We start from the raw sequence: 25,167 nt of genomic DNA, 5'->3' as shown, positions 1-25,167 counted from the left end.
ATTAATTTATATCTTTTCCAATGATTATGGTAGGAAGAGTAATGCTATCGTCAGCTTCTTCCTCTATGCGAGCTTCTGAAATCACCTGTGCAATTTTCTCTGCATCATTCTTTTTGCCACTCGGATATATTATAGTTGTGGTTTCATAGTCGAAACTATCTGCATTAGCAACAGTAACCACTTTAAAGCCCTGTGATTGTAACTTACTGGCTACTTTAGAGGCAATACCTTGTTCACCATTGCCGTTTAATACGGCAACTTTAATGCTGCCATCATCAAAGAAAATCTCGTCGATCATTTCATTCATCTGATTTTGATAAGGAATAAAATAACTTATCCCAGAAATATACTTACCTTCACCCGGTATAATGTACATCTTTATGTTTTCCTGTTTTATTTGTCTGGCAAAATTTGCGAGATTAGCCAATTCCAAAGGTTGAAGGTCAGTTTCCACATTATCCAGAACAATATCTATCAGCTTAGGCAATTTCAAAATGGTAGAAGGTCTGAGAACTGTTTTAACCAGTGCTTCCATAAACTGCTGCTGAGCTTTTATACGGCCTATATCGCCTTCCGGATATCCCCTAAATCTTACAAACTGTTCTGCTTTTTCTCCATCTAAAATTTGCTTTCCTGGCTGTATATTTATACTAATGCCACCGACGGAAGGATCTGTGTATTTCATTTCCTCTTTTACATCCATCTCTATACCGCCTAAGGCATCTACAATATTTCTAAAGCTAGAAAGTTTAATTGCTACATAATTGTGAATGGGAACGCCTAAAAAATCTTTCACAGTTTTTACTGCCAAATCAGCACCGCCAAAGGCCATTGCAGCATTTATCTTCTGAATGCCATATCCGTCTATCCGAACTCTAGTGTCCCGAGGTACAGATAAAATTTTTACATCTTTGTTCTTTTGATCTATACTAACTACTATAATAGTGTCAGTCCGGTGCCGGTTATATTCTTCTTTAGCCCCTATAGTACCTGCATCCATGCCTAAAAGCAATATATTCTGTCGGCCACCCTTTACAAATTCATCGGTACTGGTAGGAGTATCTTGATCTAACCCCGGTTCTATAGGATTCTTTAAGCTCCAATAAACGTAATAAAATCCACTTCCTAGTGAAAACACAATAAAGACTAAAATAAATAAAGCTATTTTAAAAGGCCTTTTCATGTTCCTCGCTCTCCCTCTGCATGAGAATAAAATTTCTAGCTGTAATGGTCTTTGGATGTAATAAACTCCCTTTGTCTAAAACATATTTAATTGTCGAGTCAAAAGCATCAAGAAGCGCTTCATCCAGATCTTTAAAGGCCTTTGCTCTCAACTTCTCCACCCCCGGAAAACATCTCCCGGGTTCAATAAAATCAGAGAGAAAAATTATTTTTTCCAGCAGGCTCATGTTTGTATCACCGGTAGTATGGATTTTAATTGCATTGAGTATTTCATCATCCGTAATACCATAATCCAGCTTTGCCAGTACAGCACCTAGAGGTCCATGAATCAAAGCCTTTTCACGCTTTGAAATATCATCTAAAAGTATACCAAAATTTTCTGCCATTTTCAACTGACTGAAAGTATCCATACATCTTGCACAATCATGCAACAAGCCTGCTATTTCTGCCTTTTTGATATCTGCACCGTAGTGCTTAGCCAATTTAGCTGCAGTTTCCATAACACCCAAAGAATGATTAAATCGCTTTTCATCTAGATTTTGCTTAAGTTTCTCAATTAAATCTTCCAACATCCCTTTCACCGATATAAATTATTCTTCTGAATAAATACTTCTACACTGGGCGGAAGCAAGTATTTGATAGACAGGCCTTCTTTGACTCTCCTGCGTATATCCGTAGAAGATATGTCAAGGCCCGTAACCTTCATAGGGTAAACTTCCCTGCCGTAAAGTTCTTTTAACTGGGATATTTTTTGGTTTAATTTATCCATAGGATAACCGGGTCTGGTTGCAGCTATAAATGTACAGTAACTTAGCACTCTATCTACATCTTTCCAAGTCAATATATCCAAAACTGCATCAGCTCCGCTGATAAAAAAAAGCCTCACGTCGTTTCCTAATTCTTTATAAAAACTCTCCAATGTATCCACTGTATAAGTTAAGCCAGGTCTGTCAATTTCCATTCTCGACACTTCGAAATAAGGATTGTCATTGATAGCAAGTACAGTCATCAGGTATCTTTGTTCAGCTGGGGTAACGGGATACCTCTTATGAGGCGGATTTCCAGTAGGTGTAAATATAACTTTATCTAGTTGAAATTCGGTTCGAGCCGCTTCGGCAGTAACAAGATGGCCGTAGTGGATGGGGTCAAAAGTACCTCCCATTATACCCACCCTTTTAATTTTCGACAAGACAAGTCCTCCCTCTACATGCCTTAAATTACAAAAAATTATATCATACTTGACTATAGTCTTTCAAATATAAGATTTTGGATTTGAATTTATTTATTCTACGTGATAAAATTCAAAATCTCCTATTTTTACTGTATCACCAGGTTTTATGCCATGTTCTCTTAGTGCATCATCAATTCCCATTCTCTTAAAGGCTCGCTGGAGGCGGTATACTGCCGACTCATTATCAAGGTCGGTCATGGCCACTAATCGCTCGACAGCTTTGCCAGAAATATAATAAATATCGCCACTTTTTTCTATCTTAAAGGGCTCTTCCTCTTCAAAACTGTATTGTTTTACTGGTTCTACTGTTTTGGGTTTTGGAATTTTGGCAAGCTTTTCACTGATAAGCTTGATAAGCTGTTTTATTCCCTCACCAGTAGCCCCTGAAATTGGGATTATGTCATACCCTTCCTTTTCAAGCATTTGTCTAACTTTGTCCAAGTTTTCTCTGGCTTCAGGCAAATCCATTTTGTTGGCAGCAATTATTTGGGGTTTTTCCAAAAGCTTTTCGCTGTACTGCCCAAGCTCCTGATTTATTGCATAAAAGGCTTTTACAGGATCCCGTTCCATGCCCGATAAATCCAGCACATGTACAAGCAGTCGCGTCCTCTCCACATGTCTTAAAAATTCATGGCCTAATCCCTGGCCCTTGTGGGCACCTTCAATAAGACCGGGTATGTCGGCTAAAACGAAGCTGCTGCCATCACCAAGACCCGTTTCTACGACGCCAAGCACCGGCGATAATGTAGTAAAGGGATAATCAGCAATTTTAGGTCTTGCTGCGGTCATCCGCGAAAGCAGGGTAGATTTACCAGCGTTTGGGAATCCGATTAACCCCACATCTGCCAGAAGTTTTAATTCAAGAACAACCCAGCGTTCTTCTCCTGGTTCACCCTTTTCGGCAAAATCCGGGGATCTGTGGACTGAAGAAACAAATCGAGCATTGCCTCGTCCACCCCTTCCACCCTTTGCAACAACAAAGCTTTGGCCATCTTCTACAAGATCAGCTAACACCTCGCCGGTTTCGGCATCCTTTACTATAGTGCCCGGCGGGACTTTAATAACCAGGTCTTCTGCGCTGCGGCCAGCTTTATTGGAACCTTGGCCATGTTCTCCTCTTTTGCCTTTGTAGTGAACTTTATATCTAAAATCCATAAGGGTAGATAAGTTAGAATCCACCTTAAGGACCACATCAGCTCCCCTGCCGCCGTCACCGCCGCTGGGACCTCCGCGAGGTACATATTTTTCCCTCCGAAAGGCAACTACTCCATTGCCTCCATCTCCGGCTTTTACATAAATTTTTGCTCTATCTATAAACATTTTTAATCACCTATCTTAAAGTTTCTCAGCTGCCTACTGATTCCATTTGGCAATTTTAAAACAGTAATGGATCTTGTATAAAAATACTTAACCATTAAATTGACGGATCTTGAATGTATCTTTTTTGTCTAGTGCATCAGATAATACCTCTATTTTAGTATTTCTTAAAATGATTTTTATATCTTTATTATTGCCCGGAATTTTATCAAATTGAGATATGTATTTTTCCATTTCTCTGGCAAAATCCGGTAACAAAGGCCAACGAAGATTTTTATCTAATACTTCGACTTTTACGTTTATATCTTTTTGCCTAAAAGTATATATTAGTTCCAATAAGCCGCAAATCACCATCGGATCGGTAGAACTGCTATAAATGTGATTGATAGTTCTTGAACTATTCACCACATCTTCTATATATTTTAAAGCATCTTGGTATTTTTTCAACTGAATCATGCTAAACAGTATCTGTAAATGGTTTTGAAATTCATGTTTCGTCAATCGAAGAATATATAAAAATCTGTGTCCCAAACTTAGATTTTCATTTTGATTGAAATTTGAGTTAACAGTCACAATACCTATTATGTATAAAACAACCCCAGCTAAAATAACCTGTATTTTTACATCACTCCTGTTATTGAGGAGTGTAACAGCAGCTATAGTCAAAATTGCCTGACCAGTTAAAATAATATACGGCAAAAGTTTTATCCTCAACATTACCTCTCCTTTTATGCGAGAAATATAACAATATAATAACAATTTTGTTATTTATTGTCGTGTATATAGTTCTATATCCTCAAATGAATTCCTTCTCAGGCGGAGATAGTTAGGTAATATTTACCATATACCAATAAAAATAAAAGCTCCTGTAAAAGGAGCTTAGTTTGCAACAACACTTACGAGTTTTTTATCTTTACCCTTCTGTTCAAATTTTACATAACCATCTATCTTAGCAAAGAGTGTATGGTCAACGCCCATACCAACATTTTTTCCGGGATAAACTTTAGTGCCTCTCTGGCGAACTATTATGCTGCCAGCACTGACAAACTGGCCATCAAACCTTTTAACCCCTAAACGCTTGGCCTGACTATCGCGACCGTTTTTGGAACTACCTCCGCCTTTTTTCTGTGCAAAAAGCTGTAAATTCATTACTCCACCTCCTCTACCAGCTCTATTCGTACATTAGAAGGATAAGATTTCGAAATATCTTTTAGACCTAAAAAAATAGTCTCTAATATAATCGTCGCTTTTTTTAGCTCTTCTTGCGGCAAATTGTCCGGAAGTTTTAGTGCTAAATAGCCCTGTCTTTTTATTACCAGGGGTTTTACACATGCCACATGTTTAAGGCCCAATATTGCTGTTTCGGCCAGCGCGGAAACCCCTGCACATACAATATCTTTGCCATATTCAGCGTATTTTGCATGGCCAGATATTTCTAAGGACATATAGCCGCCTATAGGATGGCGTTTCGCTTTAACATGTATCATATTATCCTTCTATTTTCTCAATTTGTACTTCAGTAAATGGTTGGCGATGACCTTGTTTCCTGCGGTAATTTTTCTTGGGCTTGTACTTAAATACGATAATCTTGTCGGCTTTGCCGTGTTGTAGCACTTTGGCCGTAACTTTTGAGCCTTCAAGCCATGGCTTGCCTACGTTCAGTTTACCGTCCTTGGATATAGCCAGCACTTTGGTAAATTCTACTGACTCTCCCACTGCTTCAGGTAGTTTTTCTTCCCGAATGACGTCACCTTCGGATACTCGATACTGTTTACCGCCGGTCTCGATAATTGCATACATTTTTATCTCCTCCTTTACCTCGCCGGAATCTAGGTAAAAATTTTAAACCCGTCCCGGGCGGTGGCCGGCGCATACAACCACCTAGGCTATTTTAGCACAATAAAGCCTTAACTGTCAACGAGATTTGAATATTAGAATAAACTTTTAGGAAATTTCCAAACTAAAGGCTTAAGGGGTTCTTTTGCTTCTTGAATTCGAGTTGCCACTGCTTCTTTAAAATCGATTATTTTATCTGTGCTTTTTGTTGGTTCTGTTTTGTTTTTTGACTCAATTGTATCAACTCGTGGCGTTTCTATAGATTTATTCACGGTTTTCGCCTCTTCAGCAACATTAGTATCTTCTAATTTATGTTTGTTTTTATCCATAACCTTTAAAAATGTTTCTGCCTTTGACAAATCTTGCGGCTTAACAGCTTGAGTTGTGGCCTTATCATTTGAGGTTAAAGATTCTTTTTGAATCACATTTTCTGTCTTTCTGGATTCCAAGCACACAACAAGACCCAAAATATTTGCCATGAGCAGCAAGTATGCCACTGACGCCGTAGATTCATTCCCCATCCGAGAAAAAAAGTCCCTTATATCGGCCATACAAAAACCCCCCCAGCAAAGCTATTTTCACCTTATATACTTATATATATGTTATGCCGGTGGGGCTTTATTCGTCACAAATATTATAGCAATTTCGTATATCTACATGGTCATTGTACCTTTATCAGTTTCCACGACTTTTAAGATTCGCTCTTCGTTACCGTTTTCTGCATTTATATAAATGAGGTATCTATCAGAGTCCAGTTTCACATCCACTTCATAACACAACTTTTCATTTAGCGCTTCATCTGGTATAAGGGCCATTCGAATTCTTTCCACGCTTAAGTTTTCGCGTAATTTCTCTCTTACTTCTTCTTCAGTTATCTTTGGCTCAGGCAAATTCCGCTCAGTGTGAAATGTCAAGTACGCTGATGCATTAAATCCTACTATCTCACCTGTATCCAAAGCTACTTCAACCTTAATAAAATCCGGATACAAAAGTACATCTCCCTGCTTTGGAACAAATGACACTGTTATTGTATTGTTTTCTCTTAAAGACCCTGTAGCCTCAAAGCCCTTATAATCCATATCTTCTAAAAAAGCTTTAGCATTGTCTACAGCCTGCTTTATGGCAACTCTGGAACTTTCTATTTCTCTGGTATTCAAAAACCATATAACATGACCGCCAATCTCACTTACATCCATAATGATATCCGGCACCGCATTTCCTTCTCGTTTAAATTCAACGGTATAAGCTGTAATATTGCCCTTTGTCTTGCCTGCTATTTCTGCCTTTAAGTCGTCTTTTACTATCTTATTTGCAACCCTCCGAGCGCTATCTAGGGCCTCACTTTCGCTTACGCGCTTTCCAGTAAGACCTTTTACGGTGGGACTTTCTACATGGTCAGAAAAAGGCCCGTCATAGGTAATGGTAGGTGCTTGTTCTTTCAGTCTTTGGTCAAGGCTTTCCAAACTATCTGCCATGCCTTTAATTTTTCGTGTGCTAAATAGGCCGTCAGGTTTTTCCTGCCATTTTATCTTGCCTGCAGCTACATCATCCTGCAAGCGCCTGAGCTCTTGACTTAAGCTCTGAATATTTTTTCTGAAGTCTCTCATTTTTGCCCAGTCGTCAGCTGTCACATCTTGTTTTTTTACCAGTTTTTCAGCAATTCGATACGAAAAGTCCCCAAGCTGGGCAAAAAACTTTTGCATATTTGTCATGTCTCGACTTCCTAGAGGCATGCTCGCAATACTATTTCTCGCACCTTCTGACTGATGCCAAATGGTAGTCAATAACATAATTCTTTGTTCATCTGAGGAAGTAACCTCACTTTTAGAAATCAGCAAGTTTAAGTTGTTGACATGTTCCAATAAATTGTAAAATCCACGCTGATAAGCTGCTTCCAATGCATTTTCTGCTGAAGAAGCCCTAGCATATACAGACCAGTATCCGAACACTAAGGCACCTAAAACTAGAAGACTTGCTATCCATACAAATGATCTTTTCAACATTTTTCCCTCCGCATTTATTTTGCAAATACATGGTTCCCTATTTGTGTTACTATAGTTCGCGTCCAAATCCAGCCACGTACGGGTTTATACGGATTCCAGAAAAAAATGCACCCATAAGTGGGATCCCACCCGTCTAATGCCTGCCTTGCAGCTTCAAAGTGGGTTCTAGATGGATACCTCGACCAGATTAAACCATTGCTAACAGATTCAAAGGCCCCCGGCTGAAAAACTACATCAGCAATTGTAGAGGGAAATCTAGGATTTTTTGCTCGATTAAGAATCACAGCTGCCACGCCAACCTGACCAGCATAGGGTTCGCCTTCTGCCTCACCGGCTACAAGGCGTGCCAACAACATATGATCGCCTTGCCAAGACGAAACCGCATAACGCTCGGCTTTTGCTTTAGGCTCAAAGTGTATAGCAGTAACCCCTGTTGCAATCGCAATTAAAATAATCATTAAAAAGATAACTATTTTCTTGTTTTTCACCCTAAATCACCCTTTTTTGTAGTACTATTCTTAGTTTGCTTATTTTTATAAAGCTTATTCCAGTACCTTTTGTATCTTTTGTTCATATAATAGTCTAGAGAAAAATCATTAGGAGGGGAAATAATGAAGTCGAAGAATCGAAGCCAAACTGCCGATACAAATAATCCTAGCAACCATTCTCGACCCCTGCCAAATCCATACACTCTTTTTCTAATCCTTATTTTACTTATAAATTCCTTTGGCGGTATCAATCGAATAATGAGCAATATAAAGAACACCTTTAGTAAGGAAGGGGAGGGAAGAAAGTGAGAATATTATTATCAGAAAACGATATTCAGCTTTTAAAAGCCATACGGCCTTTCATGAGTGGTAAAAGCCAGGAATTACTTGACCTATTGCTAGTTACTATAAACGTATTTCAGCCGAATCAGCCAGACCAGAAGATAAATTATGAGGCTTTAAATACACTGCTTACTATGGTACATGATTCTATTCAGGCCAAAAAAAGCAAAGAAGATGTTATAGAAATCGATGAATACGAACATGTACAAAATGAGCAGGCAGAAAATGTGGAGAATTTACTTAACGTTCTAGCGGAGAGCAAAAATAATGATGACTAACCATTAGGTTTGAGGGCAATCGCCCTCTTTGTTTATAAATAAATGCTGTTCTTTTTTTTATAATGTAGCATATATTAAAATAGCATGCATTTGTATATTGCAAAAATCAACTACAATAGGGGAGGGGTAGTTTTGGCAGAAGGTGAAAATTCCCGTTTCAAGGCTGATTTGTTGGAAACGGTGTTAGACGTTATACACGGCCAACGAGGTCAAAATATCAATGAATTAGTAAGTTTGCTCGCTCTCAGTAATTTATTGGGAATAATCAGTTTCTTAAATACACAGGACATTAAATTTGAGTCCAGAAACTCTCAATCAAAAAGCAGCACATCTGAGCTTAAAGAAATGGCTGCGACGCTTTTGAGTTCCATGGGAGCTGCTGGCGACAAAAAAATCAATCCAGCAACTTTGATAAATTTAATGAAAACTCTATCGGCTGCAGAAAGTAGTGGGAACACTGCAAGAAACTCCGATAATAAAGCCGATGAGAAGAAAAAAGACTAGGCCGTGCCAATTAAGACACGGCCTTTTAAATTAATTATCTGCGAAAAACAGAAGAATCAATATTAAGAACAGAGCAAAAGCCCATCTGTTTCCAGAGAATCCACCAGTTGGTCCTCCACCCATTATATACCTCCTCTCTGCAGGTAGCCTTAGTCATCGGCAAAGAACAGGAGGATCAGTATCAAAAACAGAGCAAAAGCCCAACGGCTGCTAAATCCAAAGCCACCACTCTGAAGGTCTGCCATATAAAACTACCCTCCTTTGATGTTTTAGTATAAATATATGCAATGGGAAATACTGAGGTTACACAAAAGTTTTTGAGAACTACTTTGCTATATTTTTTAACAGCTTACTACTCGATACTTTTTCGCAAAAGAGCCGTGCATTGAGCACGGCTTTTCAGCTTAATCATCAGCAAAGAACAGAAGAATCAATATGAGAAACAGGGCAAAAGCCCAACGGCTACCAAAGAAGCCACCACCCTGTACATCTGCCATCTCGTTTTCCCTCCTTCTTTGTGACCTGATATAGTATATGCAATGATAGACTTTGGGGTTACGGTGATTTTACAACCGTAACTTTTTTCATTGCCCTGTTACAATATATGAAAAAATACTTTATAGGGTTACAAAGACAAATTTAAAGCCACTCGATAACGCAATCAATCTAAGATTGCTGCCCGCCCCTGAAAACTTGTTTTTACAATAAATTAGGAGCGCCCGAAATTTTGAGCGCCCCTATGTTAAATGAGTCGTGCTTTCGCATAAGTTCTATAAGTCTTGCTTATCTGAACTTTTACTTTTAAACCTAAGTAATCTGCTCCTTCCTCAACATCTATAACATAGCCGTCAACTCGCGCTATGCCATTTCGGGGATTAGCTACATGTGCTTCTTCAATAATTATATCTAGTATTTGACCTTCCCTAACCGGCATAGCAAAGTGTTCCAGTTTTGCTTTGCTACCTACAGCTTTTACACGGATTTCTTCCGGATGCAAATCGTCTTTGCCTTTAATAAAAATATATTTGCCGTATCGCTGTTCTAACTGGCTTAACTTACTTCCACCGGCGCCTATGACCACTGCTGCCACTGATGGATTTACTTCTATTAAAACAGCCTCACCGTTTCGAGTTCTAAATATGCGTGAAATCTCCCTCTCTACTCTTTTTGCCATAATATCTTCTGATAAAATCCTGCCCCTTCCTTCGCAGTAGGGACAAACTTTTTCTAAGACCTCATATAGGCTCTGTCGAACTTTTTTTCTCGTCATTTCTACAAGACCTAAATTAGTGATTCCCAGGACATGGGCTTTAGTCCGGTCTTTCTTTAATTCTGCTTCAAGAGTCTCGATTATCATTTTTTGGTGTTCCTGGGAATTCATATCGATAAAATCAATAATTATGATTCCGCCTATGTCTCGCAGCCTAAGCTGCTTTGCAATCTCTCTGGCTGCTTCTAAATTTGTCTTTACTACTGTATCTTCTAGATCTATACTGCCTACAAACTTGCCGGTATTGACATCAATTGCAGTCAAAGCTTCTGTGTTATCTATGACTATATACCCACCGGATTTGAGCCATACTTTCCTTTCAAGAGCTCTTTGAGCCTCAGATTCAATATTAAAATACTCAAAAATGTCTTCCTCTCCCATATAAAGGTTTACTCTATCTTGCAATGATGGCGATATACATGACGCCAGTTCTCTGACCTTTTCATATCCGTATGAAGTATTTACATAAAATTTGCTAACTTCAGGTGTAAAAACATCTCTTACGATCCGCGACAGGAGATCCATGTCTTTATATATTAAACGTGGTGCTTTGCATTTTTTTTGTTTTTTGAGTATACTATCCCAAAGGCGTTTTAAATACTCCATATCGGCCTTTAATTCCTCAAAACCTTTTCCCTCTGCTACGGTCCTAACAATTACACCCATATGGGGTGGACATATTTCTTGAGCAAGGGCCTTTAAACGCTGCCTTTCAACTTCGCTCTCTATTCTCCTTGAAATGCCTATATAATCAACCATAGGCATTAGCACCAAATACCTTCCAGGCAGGGTAATATTCATAGAAACCCGGGCCCCTTTAGTGCCCATGGGCTCTTTCACAACTTGTACCAATACCTCTTGGCCAACATGCAAAAAATCCTTTATTGAAATCTTTGTCAAATCCTCAAAGCCATTTGCGTCATCAAGATTCTGATTCCCGGAGTTTAAATCACCTGCAAACAAAAAAGCATTTTTCCCCAAACCAATATCAACAAATGCAGCCTGGATCCCTGGAAGTACATTTGTCACCTTGCCTTTGTAAATGTTGCCTACAACTCTTTGGTCATTCGTCCTCTCTACATAATATTCAACTAATTGCCGATCCTCCAGAACTCCTATGCGTATTTGGTCACGATCAACATCTGCTAAAATCTCCTTTGACATGAAATTTTCAGCTCCTCAAGTCCCACAATTTAAAACAGTCTTTATTTAGATTCTTTGGGACTTATATTTTCCTCCACATTAAATGGTGAAATTTTTTTATCCCCACTTATATAAAATATTTCCTCCCTGTGTATGCCGACTACTTCAAGCTTTTTTAAAAGTATTCTTTCTAGTTCTCTAATTACAGTAATGGGTGCTACACTGCCCTGTTGGCCAATTGAAATTGACATGACAATATTTGCGGTATCACTATTATGATCAGCAAGATCTATGCTATAGATTAAAGGAGCAATATCCACAAGCTTTTTGCCGGATTTGGTGTTTTTTTCTACGATTATCTCCTTTTGTTGCAAAAGGATTTTAATACTTTTTATAAGTTCCTCCGGGCCTACCTCACTTAAAATTACGGTGACCACATATTTGGCACAATTTAGCATGGAAAGGGGAAGTTTTTCATCTGCTTCCTCTACATCGGTTACCTGAATGCCTTCAGGCAAAGCACCGTTTAGCTTTAGAACTACATCTTGTTTTGAAATATCTTCATAAAATTCCACATCCATATATTCACTACTACTTGTAACACCAAGAGACAATGCGGGAGTAAAAGTTATCTTCGGCCTGGGATTGAACCCCTGGGTGAAAGCTATGGGTAAATTAGCTCTTCTGAAAGCCCGTTCAAAGGTCCTCATCATGTCAAGATGAGAAATAAATCTGGTGAGCCCCTCTTTTTTAAACTTCATTCTTAATTTCACACAAACCATCTCCTAGTCTTCTTATCCCACAGCCGTGACATCTTATCCTGCAGTCAGGTGTTGTTTGTCCTTTTTTTGCCTTTTCTAATTCTAAAAGCAAGAACCTCTTATCGATGCCCGCATCTATTATTTCCCAGGGAAACTTTTCGGTTTCCGGCCTCTTGCGGTAAGCGTAAAATTCAGGGTCCACTTTAGCTTCTTTAAAGGCTGACATCCACTTGTCAAAATCGAGAAACTCATCCCAGCCATCGAATTTACAGCCCTTTTCATGGGCGATTTTTAAAACTCTGCCGAGCTTTCGGTCGCCTCTTGAAAAAACAGCCTCTAAAAAGCTAATTTTGCCGTTATGCCAGCTATAGTATATGTTTTTGTTTTTCTTCAGCAATTTTTTCAGATGCTGTTGGCGCTCATCGATTTCCGCAAGTGTTATCTGACTTTCCCATTGAAAAGGCGTAAAGGGTTTCGGAACAAAGGTGGAAGTGCTAACATGGACCTGAAGCCCTTTCGTGTGGCCGTTGACTTGTCTGTATACATCGACAACGGCATAAGCAAGGTCTGCAATGCCTTTTAGGTCTTCATATGTTTCGGTGGGAAGTCCGATCATAAAGTAAAGCTTAACTCTGTTCCAACCTAAAGCAAAGGCATCCCTAACTGATGACAAAAGGTCTTCTTCAGTAACGCCTTTGTTGATAACGTCCCTTAACCGCTGTGTTCCGGCTTCCGGCGCAAAGGTAAGACCGGATTTTTTGATTTCTTGAATCTTTTTGGCAAGTTCCAGTGAAAAAGCATCAATCCTAAGGGACGGCAGTGACAACCCCACCTGGCACTGTCTGAAATCTTCTGTCAGAACCTGAGTAAGTCGCTTTAAATCTGAATAATCACTGGTGCTGAGGGAAGATAAGGAGATTTCCCCATAGCCTGTTGAGGATATAATATCTTTTGCCAATTTTTCCAGGCGGTCTACGGTTTTTTCCCTTACCGGCCTGTAAATCATGCCTGCCTGGCAAAAACGGCAACCGCGTGTACAGCCCCGAAAGATTTCCAGGACGGCCCGGTCGTGAACAATATCAATATATGGTACTATAAATTTCGTAGGGTAATATACACTGTCTAAATCTTCTATAACTCTTTTTTGTATAACGCTGGGAATATGATCTTTTTTAGGCAGTATGCCGCTTATTGTCCCGTCATTATTATATGATACATTATACAGCATTGGCACATAAACACCGGGAATTTGAGCCACATTTTCTAAAAACTCCTGTCGGCTTTCACCCCTCTCTTTAAAACTTTTATATAAATCAATGACATCTAATATGGCCTCTTCAGCTTCGCCTATTATAAAAAAGTCTATAATATCAGCCAAAGGCTCCGGATTATATGCACAAGGGCCACCGGCTATTACGAAAGGATGGCTCTCATTTCTCTCACTTGACAAAATTGGTATTCCGGAAAGCTCTAACATGTTTATTATGTTGGTATAGCTCATTTCATATTGGAGAGTAAATCCTACCATGTCAAATTTGGAAATGGGGGTCTTGCTTTCCAAACTAAAAAGAGGTAGGCCATCTTTTCTCATAAGTTCTTCGAAATCTATCCAAGGAGCATAAACTCTCTCAGCGTAAATATCAGGATATTCATTTAAAAGATGATATAGTATTTTTATGCCTAAATGAGACATGCCTACCTCGTAGACATCCGGAAAGGCAAGTGCTATGTGAACTTTTATGCCGTTTAGATCTTTGTTTATACTATTATACTCATTGCCCATATATCGAGCAGGTTTTGATACTAACGGTAAAAGTTTTTCCAGTTGTTTTTCTATAGTCAATACTGTGCCTCCTATACTTGACTTGTATTTGTTTTATTATATCAAGTCCTTTATCTTAAAGTCCAATCCTTTTTCTATTATTTTGTCAAATATTTCCGTTTCGGTTAAAACTTTTTTTAGCTTCATGTTTTCATTTAAAACGCAAACAATAAAATACTTTTGTGGTAAAAACGAATACAATAATTTTTTTGCTGCGGTTTCTTGGTTAACTACTAAAATTTCCCCCGGAAAATACTGATTTTTTAATAGTTTCTCCTTTTTCTTAGCCAAATAGTTCATAAAGACGAGATGAGCATCTTTTTCCTCTTTTGATGCCTGATGTAATAAAAAAAAGCCTGCAACTACCAAGCTTATGTATACCTTTTTAAAAGCTAAACCCAGCAATGCTGCACATAGCATGAAATAGGCAAGTATTTTGCCGGTATATGATGCAATGCGAACTGATGAAGTGTAACTCATCCGTTGTCTGAGCCACAATGCAAAAAGCCTTCCCCCGTCCAGAGGAAGGGCCGGCAGCATATTAAAAATACCCAGCATGAGCTGATAGTGGGTATATTTTGAAGCTATATTTGACGGTAAAACTTTTATGGCAGAAAGGAAAAGAATTAAACCTACTACTGCAAAGTTTGCCAAAGGGCCTGCTAACACCATTAGCATTTCACTCTCATCAGATGCGTCGCCTAAGCTGGATTTAATTCGACCCCCAAAAGGCAGTATTTCTATTTCATAAATAGCAATACCCAGTTTATTGCCAACAAATACATGGGCAAATTCATGGATTCCTAAAGCAAATATTGCGGCAATTACTTCTACATGCATTCCAGCAGCAAAGGCTAATGCCACCACTATGGCAAAGACAAAGCTAATATTTATTTTATAATTAGCGGCTTTTAAAATCATCTAAGTCCTCCCGGAATTATCCGATATGTTGAGCCATTTTTTCGGATCCTCAGGTTTCCCATTTTGCCATAATTCAAAATGAAGATGTGCTGTTTCAGCGAGACCTGTTTTGCCTATCGTGCCGATGATAAAGCCCTGCTTTACTACCTCTTCTTCTTTTACATAGATGTCTCGCAAATGGGCATAAATGGTTACTATTCCATTTCGGTGGCGTATTTTAACAACATTTCCGAACTCCTCATCTTGCCCCACATAATCCACAACACCATCTAACACTGTTTTGACCGGCGTCCCCTCTTTCTGGACTATGTCGATGCCATTGTGCATACGCTGTTCTTTTAAAATGGGATGATATCTTATGCCGTATTCTGATGATATAGTTCCATGGGCAGGCATCGGCAATAACTTTCTATTTCCCTGACTTAAAACAGGTATACTTTCTGGGGCTTTTGAAATTCCCTTTACTGCCTCAACTATATCGTTAAACTCATAGGAGTAGTCGCAAACAAAATACTCAATTTTTATAAGGGCTTCGTTAAATATGGGGATGTTTACTCTTTTTAGCAATAAAACGATGATTATGATAGTAATACATATTATAACTTTTTTTAAGTTGTCAGGCCTAAACCAGCTCTTCTCTGAAGGTTGTTCGTAATAATCGTAATAATACATTAACGTCACCCCCTTTTTTATATATATATTTTTCCAAAGCTCGTTTATTACAAAAAAAAACGGGCTCAAAAAATGAACCCGTAAGATGCTTTATAGTATTAAAATAGTATTTTTTGGCGGCGCATTCCCACGTTAAGCACTAGACCTGTTGCCATCATATTCATAATAAGAGAACTTCCTCCATAACTCATAAACGGAAGCGGTATGCCCGTCACCGGCATTATCCCCACATTCATTCCTATGTTGACTAAAATTTGAAAGGTCCACATGGAAACAACACCTATAACCATATAAGTTCCCAACAAATCTCTGGCCTTAAATGCCACTCTTAAACAATAGTACAATAGCATGAAATAAAGGCCTAATAGGACAATACCACCAATAAATCCTAATTCTTCGCCTAACACTGCAAAAATAAAATCCGTATGTTTTACAGGAAGAAAATCCAGCTGACTTTGGGTGCCCTGGTAGAGGCCCTTTCCAAATATTTTTCCTGAACCAATGGCAATTTTAGATTGAATCACGTGGTAACCCTTCCCTAATGGATCAAGGTAAGGGTTTAAAAACACCAGAATTCTATCCTTTTGATATGGCTTTAAAAGCTGCCAAAAAAGTGGTAAGGAGAGAAGGCCTGCGGCAATAACACTCGCAAGTAATTTATAACTTAAACCTGCAATAAACATCACACCAAAGGTCATTGCTACCAATACTAAAGACGTACCTAGGTCGGGCTGTTTGGCAATAAGCAAAATGGGAATTGCCATATATGCAAAAACAGCTATTAAATCCTGCAAAGTATCTAAAGACTTCTTTTTTTCCAAATATTTGGCTAAAGTAATAACAACAGCCAACTTTGCAAATTCCGAAGGCTGGAATCTAAAAGGCCCTAAACTAATCCATCGCTGGGCTCCGCCGCCTTCTTCACCGGTAATCATTACCAACAACAGAGCTATAATATTTAATGCATAGATAACATTAGACCATTGGGCGAAGGTATGGTAATCAATTGATATCATAACCAGCATTGCTACCAGCCCCGCAATAAACCAAAGAGCCTGCATTCGCGCCGTTCGAAAACTGCCTTCAGGGCTTGTAGCATGGGTAGCGCTGCTAATTATTATTACACTAAAAATTGTAAGTAAAACAATTGCTATTAAAATAGGATATTCTATATTTTTTATTAATTTCCGATTCATAGCCATACCCCCTAAACCCGTAAAAACATTATATCATAAAATTAAAGGCTCCAGTTAAGCCTTTAAAAAAATCATTTCGGTATGTTTTCCCAAAAAATATCTATCTCGTCATTATAGGTTACGGGTGATGCAAAACCTGCCTCGACGCCATTTATTTTCATAGTTAATTTTCCTGTCATGCTTTCGGGTTTAAAGGATATTAAATTAAAGATATCGCTTAAAATCATTTCTCTTGGCTGGATGGTTACAACAGCATTATCGGGAATTTCTTCTTCGGGAGAAACTGTCTGTCCGGATATTTTTACAACTGGATCAATGAGAAATTCACGCCCATTTATTTTTATGCGCATTTTATCACTGTCATCAATAAAATCCTTAAGCCTAGCTACAGCATCTTTACCATCCTGTGCAGGACTAAAGTTTATAACTGCACCATCGTGGACAGGTACATTTAAGTCCACGCTCTTTCCGTCCATTAAGACAATTGATGGCTTTGGCATTTCGCCTTTTACTATTATGGGTCTTCCGTTTATGCTAAAAGTTTTAGCAAGGCCAGGTCGACCGAAAATTTCTGCTGATGATTTGCCCGCATAAAGCAGTGCATCTAAAACTGTTGGCTTGCTCTGGGCTAAAATATTAATGGGTTTTTCGTTAATATATACCTTGTATGAAGACAGATGAGTGCCATTTAGTGAATTTACCGCTATGCCAATAGGAGTCACTGAAAAGGGGCCGCAAAATTCTTCACAGCCACATATATTCTTTAGACCTTCTCGACCTTTAACGCCAACCCGTTCTTTGGGAAGTTCTAGATTCCCGGCAATACACTCTGGTAAGCCAGGCATCAGGCTGCCTCCACCGATTAAAAGTACTGCAGCTGGCGGTTTGCCATTAAGTTCAAGAATTTTGCGGGCAATATTTGCCGAAAGTTCCTTTATGACAGAATCGATAGATTTTAATAATTCAGCTGCGGATAGTTCCCTTTGACTTCCCAGTATGTCTGTAAATTTTACAGTTTCTGAGATGCTAAGTTCACGCTTTACCCGTTCACCTTCCTCAAAAGTTAGCAGGTGTTCTTCGCAGATTTTTTCGGTTATTTCATCACCAGCCATTGGCACCATGCCGTAAGCAAAAATACTTCCATCCCTCGAAATTGCTATATCTGATGTGCCGGCACCTATATCAACCAATGCAATATTTAGTCTGCGCATACTGGGGATAACTACCACGTCACCTGCAGCAATAGGTTCCAAAGTTAAACTTTCAAGGCCCAAATCGCATCTTGCAAGAACGGTCAATAAGCTTTCTACAACAGTCCGCGGAAGAAAAGTAGCAACGATCTCAACTGAAATGCTGTCGCCCTTCTGACCTACCAGATTATCTAAAACCTCATCTTGCAAAAACCATTTTATTGGACTAAAACCCACGCAATAATAATTATTTAAACCATCTTGTCTACTTTTATCTGATAAAACTTTTATGGCATTTGACAGTGCATCAGCTTCTAAATTGCGAATATCCTCATTCGTTATTTCGACAAATGGAGACGTTTTTTTTTGAGCCTTGGCCTTTACGGTATAAAGGGCCCTACCAGCCGCAGCTACTGCTGCTCTTTCCAGTTTTATGTCAAGTTTTTCTTCCAGTTTTTCTTTTACTATTCTTACGCTTTTTGCAACTGCTTCAACGTCATGGATCTGCCCATCATACATAACGCGACTTTCGTGTTCCAATATTTCATGAGCGAGGATTTTATATATATTATTTTCTTTTTGAACAATAAGCCCTGCTATTGTTCTTGTGCCGATGTCCAAGGCAAAAACCTGCTGTCCGCCTTTCAAAAATACTGCCTCCTTTAAATTCTAGCCAAATGCTTTACCTTTTTGATGGGAATATTTGCTACTAAGGCTGGAACTGTTACATCTTTTTCCTTGTCCATCCTCGTTAGCTTTACTTCAAGGCCCTCCTCATCGATTTCCATATAGTCAGATATTATATCTATGAGACGGCTTTTTATCATCTCTAAAAATTTGGGGGAGACATTTGCTCTGTCATGGACAAGAATTAATCTTAAACGCTCTTTGGCTATATCTTTGCTGGATACATCTTCTCTGCTGAAAAGTTTTAAAAAATCCACCTGCTTCTCCTCCTTTGCTTATCTGGTTCGGGCTTTCAACCCAAAAAACATACGCAATTTATCCATAAAGCTGGGCTCTATATTTTCCATGGGCATCAAAGGCACATCCTGGCCTTGCAACCTGGCAACCATATTTCTGTAAGCCTTGCCTGCTTTTGAAGTTTCATCAGCCACTGCCGGCTCACCGCGGTTAGTAGATACGACTATTTTTTCATCTTCTGGCACTACACCCAATAGCTCTATAGCTAAGATATCTATCATATCATCAATATCCATCATATCTCCGCGCTTTACCATATCGGGTCTTATACGATTAATGACCAATTTTGGTTCTTCAAAACCCGAAGCTTCTAAAAGCCCAACAATTCTATCTGCATCCCTTACAGCAGAAACTTCAGGTGTTGTAACTATAATGGCCATATCAGCACCGGCTATGGCATTTTTGAAGCCTCTCTCGATCCCGGCAGGACAATCGATTAATATGTAATCGAAATCCTTCTTTAAATCATCACATAATTTTTTCATTTGTTCAGGAGTAATTGCAGTTTTATCTTTGGTTTGTGCCGCAGGCATTAGATATAAGTTTTCAAAACGCTTGTCCTTTATAAGAGCTTGTTTTAAACGGCATACGCCGTTTGCCACATCCACCAAATCATAGACTATTCGATTTTCAAGTCCCATGACCACGTCTAAGTTTCTTAACCCAATATCTGCATCCACCATTACGACTTTCTTTTGACCGTACAAGGCAAGACCAGTTCCCAGATTTGCGGTAGTAGTAGTCTTTCCCACTCCGCCTTTTCCGGATGTAATAACTATTGCCTCACCCATGAGATATCCCTCCTTTTTCTCATTCCATTATTTTAAAGAATTATATGGTTCTATCACTATCATATTATCCTTTAAGCGCGCTATCTCCGGAAAGAGTGGTGATTGTTCCTTGTCTTCCGGAGGCCTTGAAATAACATCAGCAATTCTCAGTTGTGTTGGCTGTAACCTAAATGCCGCAACAATCGCCGAAGTATCTCCTGCTGCGCCTGCGTGAGCCATACCTCTAAGGGTTCCCATAACTAAAATGTCCCCAGTCGCCACAATTTCACTGCCCGGATTAGCATCACCTAAAATTACTACAGTACCTTTGTATGAAATTTTTTGTCCAGAACGCACAGTCCTCTTTAAAAGCAAGACTCGGCTTCGGTTTGGTTTAGGAAATATTAAAGTCTTTGGAGATTTTGCTTCTTGCAAGCTCATTCCAAAATCGCTAAGGATTTCTTGTAATTTTGTATAATCTTCCTTTTTTAGGAAGCCATTTTTTGCTTTTAAGCTGACTTTAGCACCGGTAAAAAAGTTGCGACTGTTTTGAAGCTTTTCGTAAATAATTTTCTTTACATCCTCAAAATTTGAATTTTCTTCAACTACAATAGTTACACCTTCTTTTGTTCCCTTTATGATTACTGGTTCATTTGTCATGCTAATTCCCTCCAAACGGCACCACTACAGTATCTTATTCTGCACAAATCAGCCAATTCCTTCTTTAAGTGTTAAAAAAACCAGAATCTGTAAGATTCTGGTTAAGGTTGAATAAGATAATCTTCTGTAGTTTCATCTTCCGATATGTGAAAATACTCTTCAAATATGGCCCTGGCTACGGGGCCTCCCGTGGTACCTCCGGACCCGGCCTGTTCAATGAAAACTACTACTGCAATTTCAGGGTCTTCGTAAGGAGCAAAAGCTACGAACCATCCGTGAGGATCCTTTGAAACATTCCATTCGGCAGTTCCGGTTTTGCCCGCTACAGTAATGGGAAAGTCTGCAAACACGCTATAAGCCGTACCTCCTGGTAACGTAACGGCTCGCATGCCTTGCTTTATAATATTAAAAGTGTTTTTAGAAAAATCTGCATGACCACCGATTTCTGGATTTTTCTCAAGAACTACATTGCCGTGGGGATCGGTTATAGATTTAATTAAATGAGGTTTCATCCAAACACCTTCATTTGCTATGGCAGCTATATAATTTGCTATCTGAATTGGCGTAAAACTGTTGTATCCCTGACCGATGGATGCATCCAATGTTTCAGCAGGATACCAGATTTTATCATCGGGCCTTGTAAAAGTATTTTTCTTATATTCACGGCTCGCTACTTGACCTGTCTTCTCTCCTGGCAATTCTATACCTGTTAAACTTCCAAGGCCGTACATCTTTGCATATTTTTCAATATTGTCTATGCCCAACCTACGCCCCATTTCATAAAAGTAAATATTGCAAGATTCAGCTAAGGCTCTCACCATGTTAACCATGCCATGCCCGCCCGCTTTCCAACACCTTTTAGGCAGGATGGTCCAGTAAACTCCTGTATCGCGGACAACCTCTTTTTCATTTGTTACCTTTTCCTCTAAGGCTGCTGTAGCCGTAACCATCTTAAAAACAGACCCCGGCGGATACGTCCCGGCAATTGCAAGATTTACCATGGGATTGAGAGGATTATTAGAAATCTCTTCCCATTCCTTTTGAGTTATTCCACGGGCAAACATGTTTGGATCAAAGTCAGGAATGCTGGCCAAAGCCAAAACTTCACCTGTCTTTACATTAAGGACTACAACGGCACCTCTTTTTGCATTGGGATAAGGTTTGTATTTATCGTTTTGCAGTTTTAACAATTGCTCTTTTAACTTGTTTTCAGCTATTTGCTGAAGCTTAATATCAATGGTTAAATTAACTGAATGGCCAGGAATAGGATCTCTTTGGCCTAATACTTTAATAGGTTTGCCTGAAGCTGTGACCTCCACCTGTTGACCGCCGTCAACACCTTTTAAATATGATTCCAGGACTTTTTCAAGCCCCATTTTACCAATAAGGTCACCCGGACGGTAGCCTTTGTCTTTTGATGCTTCAAGTTCCTCTTGGTTTATCTCTCCCACATATCCAAAAATATGGGAAGCTGAAGTACCGTAAAGATAATTCCGCATAGGCTCAACTTCAATAACAACTCCTGGAAGCCGCCGTTCCTCTATTTCGGCAACAGTCTGAAAATCTACGTCGGTTTTTAATCTGACAGGCCTATAGCCTTGACCTCGCAATTTATTCTTTAAAGTGTCGAAATTATACGATACCAAGACTACTGTGTCAGGCTCGCTGTCGATAGTTACAGTTCCTGTGGAAAAATCTATCGTTATGGGAGAAACAATCTTTCCTGTAGTTTCTTCCACAATTGATATATCAGAATCATCAACTTTTCCGTCGCCGTTTTTGTCTACAATTGGCAATTTGCTTAAGGTTATCTTATTATATTTGTTTACAGTATGTTTTTCATTTAACACTTCAGTGTAGAGGGGGATTTCGAGAATTTCTCGCAAGGTCGCAAAAACTTCCTCCTGAGTAGACTCTTCAGTCTTTACACTCATGTAAGATACGGTAAAACTCGGCCTGCTATTTACCAATTCGCGACCGTTTCTGTCCTTAAAAACACCCCGAGGTGCGGTAATTGGAATAATTCTAATCCTGTTTTCCTCGGCTAATTTTTCATATTCATCGCCTTTAACTATTTGCAGCACAGATAGACTTACGATAAGCACTACAAATACAATAATTATAATTCCCAAAAAAATATTAAGCCTTTTTTGAAGCTTCTTTACTTCCATGGAAAACCCCTCAACGAAGTCAGTATTTTACTTAGTACTTAATGTCAAAATAATAATCAAGAAATCGCACCATTTTTATTACTACTCGGTAAACTAACGGAGATATAAACATATTAAGCAAGGAAGAAGGGATTGTAATTGAAAAGAATTGATGCCATGGATAGACTAATTCACCGGTTAAATAAGCAATTATCACAAAAAATAGATTAAATATAAATGTGCCCATAAAGGTGAGGGCCATGGTTATAACCCGCCCTTTATAAAGGTTATGGCAACTGTACCCTATTAGGTAGGCTGCAACAGTTTTTGCAATGGTATTTGGACCTATAAACCTGCCAAAAAAAATATCTTCTAAAAAACCATTTAATAAACCTATTGCTGCACCGGCTTTTTCACCATTGACGACGGCTATACATAAAGCAAAAACCAGCGGCAGGTCTGGTTTTATTCCAAAAATCCAAATAAAATTCGATAATGTAGTCTGCAGCAAAAAAAAAGCACCCAACACAATAATATAACACACTGACTTCATCAATTAGCCTCCTTCTCTCCCTTGATTACAAAGACACGCTCTAGTTTGAGAAAGTCAACTGAAGGCTTTATTATAGCATACTGCATCAACTCATAAGACTCTTTAGTTGATTCTTCAACTTCCCCGATAATAATCCCTTTGGGTATCAAACCGCCTAGGCCTGAGGAAATAACTATATCGCCTTTTACCAGATTGGCATCATGCGGCAAGAAGACCATTTTTAAATATCCGTTGGGTGCCGGGTCAATAGTACCTTTAACCACTCCATTATCTCGGGTTCTTTGAATCATAGCACTGACTGAGCTGCGCTCATCGGTTATAAGCATTACTTTTGAAGTGTTAGAAGTAGTGCTCAAAATATATCCGACTAAACCTTTATCGGTAATTACGGCCATATCTTTTTTTATCCCATGTCTTTCTCCTTTGTCAATGGATATAACATTGAACCAGTTACTCGGGTCCCTTGCTATAACCTCTGCCGCCTCTAAATCATACTGAAAGCTTCTTTCCCTAAATCCCAATAGATTGCGCAATTCCTGGTTTTCTTTCTGATATTCAATTAAATTTTGTTTATACTGCAAAAGCTCAGCTACCTGATTTTTTAAGGTTTCATTTTCCTGCTTCAGGTAGAAAAATTGTGGAATAGCATTTAAGGTTTCCTTTACACTAAATCCTATACCAGACAGTGCTTTTTGAATAGGGCTGAGTGCAGTTACAAAAGGCATCTCTAAACTTTTAAAAATATGTTCTCGTTTAGAAGTTATATTAACGACAGCTATTGAAATAATCAAAAACACCACTGGAATTAGCCATTTCCGGTTTTTTAAAAGACGCCGCAAAAGCACCACGCCCTTAACCTACTTTTTTAGGGGAAATCAAAACGCGCCTTAAAAGGTCCAGTTCTTCCAATACCTTTCCTGTGCCCATAGCTACACAATTCATGGGCTCTTCCGCAATATGGACCGGCATACCCGTTTCGCTGTTTACCCTTTTATCTAGTCCTGTTAACAGAGAACCTCCTCCGGTCATTACAATACCTCTGTCCATAATGTCTGCTGCCAGTTCCGGCGGCGTCTTTTCTAAAGTCACTTTTATGGCATCTACAATACTATTTACGGGCTCTGCCAAGGCATTATAGATTTCACTGGAAGTAATTGTAACAGTTTTGGGCAGACCTGTTACCAAATCTCGACCTCTGATGTCCATGGACTGATTATTTGCATCTGGTATGGCAGACCCTATTGTTATTTTTATTTGTTCTGCCGTCCGTTCACCGATCATTAGATTGTATTCTTTTTTAATATAGTACACAATTGCGTCGTCCATTTCATCTCCGCCAACTCGGATTGATTTGCTGGTGACAATACCGCCCAAAGAAATAATGGCAACTTCGGTTGTTCCTCCACCAATATCCACTACCATGTTTCCTGCAGGTTCGTGGACTTCAAGACCTGCACCAATGGCTGCTGCCATCGGTTCTTCTATTAAGTAAGCTTCCCTTGCACCTGCTTGCAGGGTAGCATCGATTACTGCTCTTTTTTCAACTTCAGTTACGCCAGAAGGAACTCCAACAACAACCCTTGGCTTGATAAATGGCTTTCCATTTAGGGATCTTGATATAAAATATTTCAGCATACTTTCGGTAACATCAAAGTCTGCAATTACTCCATCTCTCATAGGCCTTATAGCAATTATATTGCCCGGGGTGCGACCTATCATTTGCTTGGCTTCATCGCCAACAGCTAAAATCACCCCGGTGTCTCGTGAAATAGCAACAACGGATGGTTCCTTAAGAACAATGCCCTTCCCTTTTACATGTACTAATGTATTAGCTGAACCCAAATCAATGCCCATGTCCTTTGAAAATATATTTAAAAATCTCATCATTTTTCCC

The 25,167-nt window shown here is 39.1% G+C and carries 28 protein-coding genes; 3 read left to right on the top strand and 25 right to left on the bottom strand.

Annotation, left to right across the window (positions count from 1 at the left end; translation table 11 throughout):
• Position 1: 1 nt before the first annotated feature.
• From JT739_RS09265 to JT739_RS09215, 11 genes are all read right to left on the bottom strand, one after another.
• Positions 2–1,183 carry an LCP family protein gene (locus tag JT739_RS09265; RefSeq protein WP_237660840.1) on the bottom strand — a complete coding sequence of 394 codons (1,182 nt, stop codon included), beginning with the start codon at positions 1,181–1,183 and terminating at the stop codon, positions 2–4.
• Positions 1,167–1,754, bottom strand: a complete 588-nt coding sequence (yqeK, locus tag JT739_RS09260) for a bis(5'-nucleosyl)-tetraphosphatase (symmetrical) YqeK (protein WP_237660839.1) — start codon at positions 1,752–1,754, stop codon at positions 1,167–1,169. Before yqeK ends, JT739_RS09265 begins: the two co-directional genes overlap by 17 nt.
• A gap of 5 nt (positions 1,755–1,759) precedes the next feature.
• Entirely contained in the window at positions 1,760–2,371 is a 612-nt protein-coding gene (nadD, locus tag JT739_RS09255; protein ID WP_237660838.1) for a nicotinate-nucleotide adenylyltransferase, read from the bottom strand.
• Positions 2,372–2,464: 93 nt separating this feature from the next.
• A complete protein-coding gene (obgE, locus tag JT739_RS09250) occupies positions 2,465–3,733 on the bottom strand; it encodes a GTPase ObgE (RefSeq protein ID WP_237660837.1) in 1,269 nt (422 codons plus the stop codon).
• Between the two features lie 87 nt (positions 3,734–3,820).
• Entirely contained in the window at positions 3,821–4,447 is a 627-nt protein-coding gene (locus JT739_RS09245) for a Spo0B domain-containing protein (protein WP_237660836.1), read from the bottom strand.
• A gap of 162 nt (positions 4,448–4,609) precedes the next feature.
• Positions 4,610–4,879 carry a 50S ribosomal protein L27 gene (rpmA, locus tag JT739_RS09240; protein WP_237660835.1) on the bottom strand — a complete coding sequence of 90 codons (270 nt, stop codon included), beginning with the start codon at positions 4,877–4,879 and terminating at the stop codon, positions 4,610–4,612.
• On the bottom strand, positions 4,879–5,217 hold the full coding sequence (locus tag JT739_RS09235) for a ribosomal-processing cysteine protease Prp (RefSeq protein ID WP_237660834.1): 339 nt from the start codon (positions 5,215–5,217) through the stop codon (positions 4,879–4,881). Before JT739_RS09235 ends, rpmA begins: the two co-directional genes overlap by 1 nt.
• 1 nt (position 5,218) lies before the next feature.
• Positions 5,219–5,530, bottom strand: a complete 312-nt coding sequence (gene rplU, locus JT739_RS09230; RefSeq protein ID WP_237660833.1) for a 50S ribosomal protein L21 — start codon at positions 5,528–5,530, stop codon at positions 5,219–5,221.
• Positions 5,531–5,661: 131 nt separating this feature from the next.
• The gene (locus JT739_RS09225; RefSeq protein ID WP_237660832.1) at positions 5,662–6,117 is read right to left on the bottom strand and encodes a hypothetical protein; all 456 of its coding nucleotides are present in this window, start codon (positions 6,115–6,117) and stop codon (positions 5,662–5,664) included.
• 102 nt (positions 6,118–6,219) lie between these two features.
• A complete protein-coding gene (gene ypeB, locus JT739_RS09220) occupies positions 6,220–7,569 on the bottom strand; it encodes a germination protein YpeB (protein ID WP_237660831.1) in 1,350 nt (449 codons plus the stop codon).
• Between the two features lie 14 nt (positions 7,570–7,583).
• A complete protein-coding gene (locus JT739_RS09215) occupies positions 7,584–8,057 on the bottom strand; it encodes a cell wall hydrolase (protein ID WP_237660830.1) in 474 nt (157 codons plus the stop codon).
• 123 nt (positions 8,058–8,180) lie between these two features.
• Between JT739_RS09215 and JT739_RS09210 the strand changes: the two genes are divergently transcribed.
• The 3 genes from JT739_RS09210 to JT739_RS09200 all read left to right on the top strand — a co-directional run bounded on the left by JT739_RS09210 (position 8,181) and on the right by JT739_RS09200 (position 9,181).
• Positions 8,181–8,366 (top strand): hypothetical protein, encoded by a 186-nt coding sequence (locus JT739_RS09210; protein WP_237660829.1) that lies wholly within the window; start codon positions 8,181–8,183, stop codon positions 8,364–8,366.
• On the top strand, positions 8,363–8,677 hold the full coding sequence (locus JT739_RS09205) for a hypothetical protein (protein ID WP_237660828.1): 315 nt from the start codon (positions 8,363–8,365) through the stop codon (positions 8,675–8,677). Before JT739_RS09210 ends, JT739_RS09205 begins: the two co-directional genes overlap by 4 nt.
• A gap of 132 nt (positions 8,678–8,809) precedes the next feature.
• Positions 8,810–9,181 (top strand): hypothetical protein, encoded by a 372-nt coding sequence (locus JT739_RS09200; RefSeq protein WP_237660827.1) that lies wholly within the window; start codon positions 8,810–8,812, stop codon positions 9,179–9,181.
• Between the two features lie 742 nt (positions 9,182–9,923).
• Here the strand turns inward: JT739_RS09200 and JT739_RS09195 are convergent.
• From JT739_RS09195 to JT739_RS09130, 14 genes are all read right to left on the bottom strand, one after another.
• The gene (locus JT739_RS09195; RefSeq protein ID WP_237660826.1) at positions 9,924–11,615 is read right to left on the bottom strand and encodes an Rne/Rng family ribonuclease; all 1,692 of its coding nucleotides are present in this window, start codon (positions 11,613–11,615) and stop codon (positions 9,924–9,926) included.
• A gap of 41 nt (positions 11,616–11,656) precedes the next feature.
• A complete protein-coding gene (locus JT739_RS09190) occupies positions 11,657–12,367 on the bottom strand; it encodes a TIGR03936 family radical SAM-associated protein (RefSeq protein WP_237660825.1) in 711 nt (236 codons plus the stop codon).
• Positions 12,345–14,138: a TIGR03960 family B12-binding radical SAM protein gene (locus tag JT739_RS09185; RefSeq protein WP_370642635.1), complete on the bottom strand. Its 1,794-nt coding sequence runs from the start codon at positions 14,136–14,138 to the stop codon at positions 12,345–12,347. Before JT739_RS09185 ends, JT739_RS09190 begins: the two co-directional genes overlap by 23 nt.
• Before the next feature lie 96 nt (positions 14,139–14,234).
• Complete coding sequence (locus tag JT739_RS09180) at positions 14,235–15,098, bottom strand: site-2 protease family protein (RefSeq protein ID WP_237660823.1); 864 nt, start codon at positions 15,096–15,098, stop codon at positions 14,235–14,237.
• On the bottom strand, positions 15,099–15,770 hold the full coding sequence (locus tag JT739_RS09175; RefSeq protein ID WP_237660822.1) for a M23 family metallopeptidase: 672 nt from the start codon (positions 15,768–15,770) through the stop codon (positions 15,099–15,101). It abuts the gene before it with no gap.
• Between the two features lie 98 nt (positions 15,771–15,868).
• Positions 15,869–16,966 (bottom strand): rod shape-determining protein RodA, encoded by a 1,098-nt coding sequence (gene rodA, locus JT739_RS09170; RefSeq protein WP_237660821.1) that lies wholly within the window; start codon positions 16,964–16,966, stop codon positions 15,869–15,871.
• Positions 16,967–17,037: 71 nt separating this feature from the next.
• Positions 17,038–18,804: a cell division protein FtsA gene (locus tag JT739_RS09165; RefSeq protein WP_237660820.1), complete on the bottom strand. Its 1,767-nt coding sequence runs from the start codon at positions 18,802–18,804 to the stop codon at positions 17,038–17,040.
• Between the two features lie 14 nt (positions 18,805–18,818).
• On the bottom strand, positions 18,819–19,100 hold the full coding sequence (gene minE, locus JT739_RS09160; RefSeq protein ID WP_237660819.1) for a cell division topological specificity factor MinE: 282 nt from the start codon (positions 19,098–19,100) through the stop codon (positions 18,819–18,821).
• 18 nt (positions 19,101–19,118) lie between these two features.
• Positions 19,119–19,931, bottom strand: coding sequence for a septum site-determining protein MinD (gene minD, locus JT739_RS09155; protein ID WP_237660818.1), 813 nt, complete (start codon positions 19,929–19,931; stop codon positions 19,119–19,121).
• A 27-nt stretch (positions 19,932–19,958) separates the two neighbouring features.
• The gene (minC, locus tag JT739_RS09150) at positions 19,959–20,570 is read right to left on the bottom strand and encodes a septum site-determining protein MinC (protein ID WP_237660817.1); all 612 of its coding nucleotides are present in this window, start codon (positions 20,568–20,570) and stop codon (positions 19,959–19,961) included.
• A 101-nt stretch (positions 20,571–20,671) separates the two neighbouring features.
• Entirely contained in the window at positions 20,672–22,741 is a 2,070-nt protein-coding gene (gene mrdA, locus JT739_RS09145) for a penicillin-binding protein 2 (RefSeq protein WP_237660816.1), read from the bottom strand.
• A gap of 31 nt (positions 22,742–22,772) precedes the next feature.
• Positions 22,773–23,273, bottom strand: a complete 501-nt coding sequence (gene mreD / locus JT739_RS09140) for a rod shape-determining protein MreD (protein ID WP_237660815.1) — start codon at positions 23,271–23,273, stop codon at positions 22,773–22,775.
• Positions 23,273–24,121, bottom strand: coding sequence for a rod shape-determining protein MreC (gene mreC / locus JT739_RS09135; protein WP_237660814.1), 849 nt, complete (start codon positions 24,119–24,121; stop codon positions 23,273–23,275). Before mreC ends, mreD begins: the two co-directional genes overlap by 1 nt.
• A 4-nt stretch (positions 24,122–24,125) precedes the next feature.
• On the bottom strand, positions 24,126–25,157 hold the full coding sequence (locus tag JT739_RS09130) for a rod shape-determining protein (RefSeq protein ID WP_370642633.1): 1,032 nt from the start codon (positions 25,155–25,157) through the stop codon (positions 24,126–24,128).
• Between the last annotated feature and the right edge of the window lie 10 nt (positions 25,158–25,167).

Origin of the sequence: Tepidanaerobacter sp. GT38, assembly GCF_021991635.1 — a bacterium.
Taxonomy (GTDB): Bacteria; Bacillota; Thermosediminibacteria; order Thermosediminibacterales; family Tepidanaerobacteraceae; genus DTU063.
This window is presented reverse-complemented; position numbering and strand designations above follow the sequence as displayed.